Annotated in this window: 4 protein-coding genes and 1 pseudogene; 3 read left to right on the top strand and 2 right to left on the bottom strand. The window is 65.4% G+C overall.

What is annotated here, in order from left to right:
- The 3 genes and pseudogenes from V3572_RS05360 to feoB all read left to right on the top strand — a co-directional run.
- Window positions 1–241, top strand: a pseudogene (locus V3572_RS05360) (ferrous iron transport protein B); the annotation flags it as partial.
- A gap of 221 nt (window positions 242–462) precedes the next feature.
- The gene (locus V3572_RS05355) at window positions 463–702 is read left to right on the top strand and encodes a FeoA family protein (protein ID WP_163303210.1); all 240 of its coding nucleotides are present in this window, start codon (window positions 463–465) and stop codon (window positions 700–702) included.
- Window position 703: 1 nt separating this feature from the next.
- On the top strand, window positions 704–2,902 hold the full coding sequence (feoB, locus tag V3572_RS05350) for a ferrous iron transport protein B (protein ID WP_332109951.1): 2,199 nt from the start codon (window positions 704–706) through the stop codon (window positions 2,900–2,902).
- A gap of 247 nt (window positions 2,903–3,149) precedes the next feature.
- On the opposite strand, the gene V3572_RS05345 is transcribed toward feoB, so the two are convergent.
- Complete coding sequence (locus V3572_RS05345; RefSeq protein ID WP_332109950.1) at window positions 3,150–4,523, bottom strand: sigma-54-dependent transcriptional regulator; 1,374 nt, start codon at window positions 4,521–4,523, stop codon at window positions 3,150–3,152.
- Window positions 4,520–5,368: ATP-binding protein (locus V3572_RS05340; protein ID WP_332109949.1), on the bottom strand; the 849-nt coding region annotated here is incomplete at its 5' end. The genes V3572_RS05345 and V3572_RS05340, both read right to left, overlap by 4 nt.

The raw sequence follows: 5,368 nt of genomic DNA, 5'->3' as shown, positions 1-5,368 counted from the left end.
GGTCGATCCCGACGACGCCACGACGTTAAGCGACCGGCTGGCCGCCGATCCGGCCTGGACGCTTCCGGCGATCTTAAGCGTCTTCGTCTTCATGCTGCTGTACACCCCGTGCATGGTCACGGTGGTGTGCATCGCCAAGGAATCCAACTGGAAGTGGGCGCTTTTCTCCGTGGGCGGCTCCATGGTCTTCGCCTTCGTGATGGCGGTCGTGGTCTTCCACACCACCAGACTCTTTGTGTAACCTCTCGTTCCCAAATCCATAACCCGACAGGCCCGGCCGCTCCGTAAGGACTGGCCGGGCCTTTTTTATTCCCGGAACCGGCGCGGTCCCTCCTTCCGCATCCGGCGGTTCTTTCCTTCCGTCACGCAATGGGATATCGCCCTTGAGCAACTCAGGTTCGCATCCGGCCCAGGACGAACCCGGAACATCCAGGACGGACTTCGCCTGACAAGGGAGCAACAATGTCCGAACCGATCTGTCTACGTCAGCTTCCGGTCAACACCCAGGCGGTCATCCATTCCGTGGCCGCCGCCGGGGAACTCGGCCGCCGCATCCGGGACATGGGGATCGTCCCCGGAACGACGGTCCAGGTGATAGGCCGGGCCCCGCTCTACGATCCGGTGGCCCTGCGGCTGCGGGACTTCACCCTGACCTTGCGCAACAGCGAGGCCGACCACATCCTCGTGATCAGGCAGGACTGACATGACCGGGAACACGCTGACCATCGCCCTGGCCGGAAACCCCAACTCCGGCAAGACCACCATGTTCAACGCCCTGACCGGCTCACGGCAGCATGTGGGCAACTATCCGGGCGTCACCGTGCAGAAAAAGGAAGGCCGCCTGAAGCATAATGGCGTGACCGTCCATGTGGTGGATCTGCCCGGCACCTATTCCCTGACCGCCTATTCCGCCGAGGAGCTTGCCGCGCGCAATTTCCTGGTGGACGAGCGCCCGGAGATGGTGGTGAACATCCTCGACGCCGGGGCCCTGGAACGCAGCCTGTATCTGACCGTGCAGTTTCTGGAGCTGGGCGTGCCGGTAGTTCTGGCCCTGAACATGATGGACGAGGTCAAAAAGCGGGGCATGCAGATCGACACCGGGCTGTTGTCCAGGCTTTTGCGCTCGCCGGTGGTGGAGACCGTGGCCCGCATCGGCGAGGGCAAGGAGCGGCTTCTGGACGCGACCCTGGACTTCGCCAGGGGCAACCGCCGTCCCTGGGAGCCGCTGATTTTGTCCTACGGCCCGGACGTGGACGCGGCCCTGGCGGAAATGACGGACATCATCGAGGCCGCGCGCTTTCTCGACGGCCGCCTGCCCGCCCGGTGGGTGGCCCTCAAACTCCTTGAGGGCGACCACGAGGTGGCGGGCATCTGCCGCCAGGCCGGGGCGGCGTTCGACCGTCTGGCGGCCATTGTCGAACGCCTGGCCGGACACCTCACGGCCACCATGAATTCCTATCCCGAGGCGCTCATCTCCGACTACCGCTACGGGTTCATCGCCTCGCTTTTAAAGCAGGGCGTGATCAAAAAAGACGCCAGCCGGGAACGCATCGTCTATTCCGACAAGGTGGACCGGGTGGTCACGGATCGCTTTCTGGGACCGCTGCTCATGCTGGGCGTTTTGTACGGCATGTTCGAGATGGTCTTTTTCATCGGCGAATATCCCATGGGCTGGTTCGAGGATTTCTTTTCCTGGCTGTCGGGGCTGGCCTCCGCCATCATCCCCCCGGGGCAGATCCAATCGCTGGTCGTTTCGGGGATCATCGGCGGCGTGGGCGGGGTACTCGGGTTCGTGCCGCTGATCGTCATCATGTTCTTTCTTTTGTCCTACCTGGAAGACCTGGGCTACATGGCCCGTATGGCCTACATGCTGGACCGGGTGTTCCGGATCTTCGGGCTGCATGGCGGCTCGGTGATGCCCTTCATCATCTCCGGCGGCATCCCGGGCGGCTGCGCCGTGCCCGGGGTCATGGCCGCGCGCACGTTGCGCAGTCCCAAGGAGCGCCTGGCCACCATTTTGACCGCGCCGTTTATGGCCTGCGGGGCCAAGATACCGGTCTTCGTGCTGCTTGTGGGCGCCTTTTTCCCCCAGGGCGCGGGCACGGCCATGTTCTGGATCACCCTGGCCTCCTGGGGCGCGGCCCTGGTGGTGGCCCGGTTTTTACGCTCCACCGTGATCCGGGGCGAGGCCACGCCGTTTTTGATGGAACTGCCGCCGTATCGCATCCCCACCCTGCGCGGGGTGCTTCTGCATACCTGGGAGCGGGCCTGGCAGTACGTCAAAAAGGCCGGGACCACGATCCTGGCTATCTCCGTTCTTTTGTGGGCGGCCATGACCTATCCCCAGCTTCCCCAGGACGTGGCCGACGGCTATGCGACCAGCCGCCAGACGCTTGCCGCCGGGCTGGAGGCCGCCGAGACCACGGGCGCCCCGGGACTGGACGGCGCAGCCCTGGCCGACCTGGAGGCGCGCCTGGCCGACATCGACAACCAGGAGGCCGAGGCCGCCCTGCGAAATTCCCTGGCCGGACGCCTGGGCACGGCCCTGGAGAGGGTCACCCGGCTGGCCGGGTTCGACTGGCGGGTGAACATCGCGCTTCTGGGCGGCATTGCGGCCAAGGAGGTCATCGTCTCCACCCTGGGCACCTCCTACGCCCTGGGCGAGGTGGACCCCGGGGAGGCCATGCCCCTGTCCCAGAGGCTGGCCGCCGATCCGGCCATGTCCAAGGCCTCGGCGTTGGCGCTTATCATCTTCACCATCCTGTACGCGCCATGCTTCGTGACGGTGGTGGCCATGGCCCGGGAGGCGTCCTGGGGCTGGGCCGCCTTCGCCATGGTGTTCAATACGGGATTGGGCTTCGCCGCAGCCACGGCGGTGTATCAAATCGCGTCCAGGATTTAAAATAATGCGTTGAAAAATATATACTATTTTTCAATCGCCAGGTCTTTCAATACGGGACTGGGCTTTGCCGCAGCCACGGCGGTGTATCAAATCGCGTCCCGGGTGTAGTGTGCTTTGGGCCGGGGGAGATGCCTCCGGCGGCCAAAGGGGGCTCGCCCCCTTTGGAATCCCGTAACGAAAAGGCCGGAAGGGACATGTCTCCCTCCGGCCTTTTTTCGCCCACAACCGCGCGTATGGCGAGCGGGAGCTATTCTTCCCCGTATTTCTTGAGCTTTTTATGCAGCGTGGCCCGGGTGATGCCCAAGACCCTGGCCGCCTCGCTCTTGTTGCCGCCGGTTTCTTTCAGCGTGGCCAAAATGGCCCGCTGCTCGATGTCTTCCAGGGGCTGTCCGGCCAGATCGGCCGGGTCATGTCCGATGCGCCCCGACCCCGGCGGCGCCTCCGGCACGGCGGCGGCCACCCCCGGCGGCAGTTCCCGCTCGGTCAGGTAGTCGCCGACCGCCAGGATGACCCCGCGTTCCACAGCGTTTTCCAGCTCCCGCACGTTGCCCGGCCACGGGTGGTGGATAAAGGCCTCCATGGCCCCGGGGGAGAATCCCTTGACGGATTTGCGGTTTTTTTTGGAGAACCGGCCCAGGAAATGCGCGGCCAGAAGCGGAATGTCCTCCCGGCGTTCACGCAAGGGGGGCACGGCCAGCACCAGGACGTTTAGACGATAATACAGATCCTCCCGGAACCGCCCGGCCTCCACCTCGGCCTTGAGATCCCGGTTGGTGGCCGCCAGGATGCGCACGTCCACGCCGATGGGCCGATCCCCGCCCACGCGTTCGATCTCGCGCTCCTGGATGACCCGCAACAGCTTGGCCTGGGTGGCCGGGGAGACCTCGCCGATCTCGTCCAGAAAGATGGTGCCCTTGTCGGCGGCCATGAATCGGCCCTCGCGCCGTCGGTCGGCCCCGGTGAAGGCCCCCTTTTCGTGGCCGAACAGTTCGGATTCCAGCAGGGTCTCGGCCAGGGCGGCGCAATTGACCGTGATCAACGGCCCGTTTTTGCGGGGGCTGTTGAGGTGGATGGCCCGAGCCACCAGTTCCTTGCCCGTGCCGGACTCGCCGGTGACCAAAACCGTGGCCTCGGTGGGCGCGGCCAGGGCGGCCATGTCCAAAAGCTCTTTCATGGCCGGGCTTTGGCCGATGATCTCATCACTTTGAAAGCCCTCCGCCAGCCGCTCCTTGAGGGCCCGGTTCTCGGTGCGCAGCCGCAGATGGTCCAGGGCCCGGTCCATGGTCAGGCGCAGCACATCCATGTCCAGGGGCTTGATCAAATAGTCGTAGGCTCCGTTTTTGAGCGCTTCCACGGCCGTTTCCACCGAGGAATAGGCGGTCATGATCAAGACCGGCATGGCCGGGTTGTATTCCTTGACCGCGCGCAACACCTCGATGCCGTCCATCCCGGCCATGCGCACGTCCGTCAGGACGAGATCCCGGGGCTTTTCGCGGATGGCCGCCAGGGCCTTCTGGCCGCTTGCGGCCCCTTCCACCCGATAGTCCCAGCCCGAAAGCACCGTGGTCAGCATGGACAGGTGTCCGGGATCGTCGTCCACCACCAAAATGCTCGGCTTCATGCCTTCTCCTCATACGTGTCGCGGGCCAGGGGCAAAAGCATGGTGAACACCGTGCCCCCGCCCGGCCTGAGCGCGGCCCGCATCTCGCCGCCGTGGGCCTCCACGATCTTGAGCGCCACGGCCAGCCCAAGCCCGGTCCCCGTGGCCTTGGTGGTATAATAGGGGTTGAATATCTTGCCCATGTCCGCCGGGTCGATGCCCACCCCCTCGTCGGCGGTCTCCACAAAGGCCCGGCCGTCGTCGGCCACGCCCACGGTCACGGACAGCGTCCCACCCGAGGGCATGGCCTGCACGGCGTTGAGAAAGACGTTTAAAAGCGCCTGGGAAAACCGATCCGGATCGAGCTGGGCCGTGGGCGCGGCATCCAGGCCATGGGTCGCCACGCGCACGGCGGACGCCTCGGCGTCGGGGCGGATCAGGCGCAGGCAGTGCTCTACGGCGTCGCGCAGGGACATGGGGCGACGGGCCAGTTCCGAGGGCCGGGAATAGTCGATGAGTTCGGAAATGACCCGGTTTAAGCGGTCCACCTCCCGGACCATGACCTGGGCGGCCTTGCGGTCCTCGCTGTCCGGGGCGAACTTGCTGCCGAAATAGGTGGCGTAGCCCCGGATGGAGCTTAAGGGGTTCCTGATCTCATGGGCCACCCCGGCGGCCAGGTTGCCCATGGCGGCCAGCTTCTCGCGCCGCCGGACCTCCTCCTGGAGCGCCCGCACCTCGCGCAAGTCCCGCACCAGATAAAGCGTGCCCACCTGCCCGCCGTCCTCGGCCACGATGCGGGTCACGCTCACCCCCAGCGGCACGGGCACGTCCCCGCCGAAATCGAACTCCCCCTCGCTCTCCCCTTG

This window comes from Desulfolutivibrio sp. (assembly GCF_036584575.1).
GTDB lineage: Bacteria > Desulfobacterota > Desulfovibrionia > Desulfovibrionales > Desulfovibrionaceae > Desulfolutivibrio.
Note: the sequence above shows the minus strand (reverse complement) of the source record. Positions and strands in the feature narration are given on the sequence as shown.

What these genes read in the sequence shown, in the direction of transcription:
- V3572_RS05355 (WP_163303210.1), top strand. Translation starts at nt 463, where the DNA reads ATGTCCGAACCGATCTGTCTACGTCAGCTTCCGGTCAACACCCAGGCG.
- feoB (WP_332109951.1), top strand. Translation starts at nt 704, where the DNA reads ATGACCGGGAACACGCTGACCATCGCCCTGGCCGGAAACCCCAACTCC.
- V3572_RS05345 (WP_332109950.1), bottom strand. Translation starts at nt 4,523, where the DNA reads ATGAAGCCGAGCATTTTGGTGGTGGACGACGATCCCGGACACCTGTCC.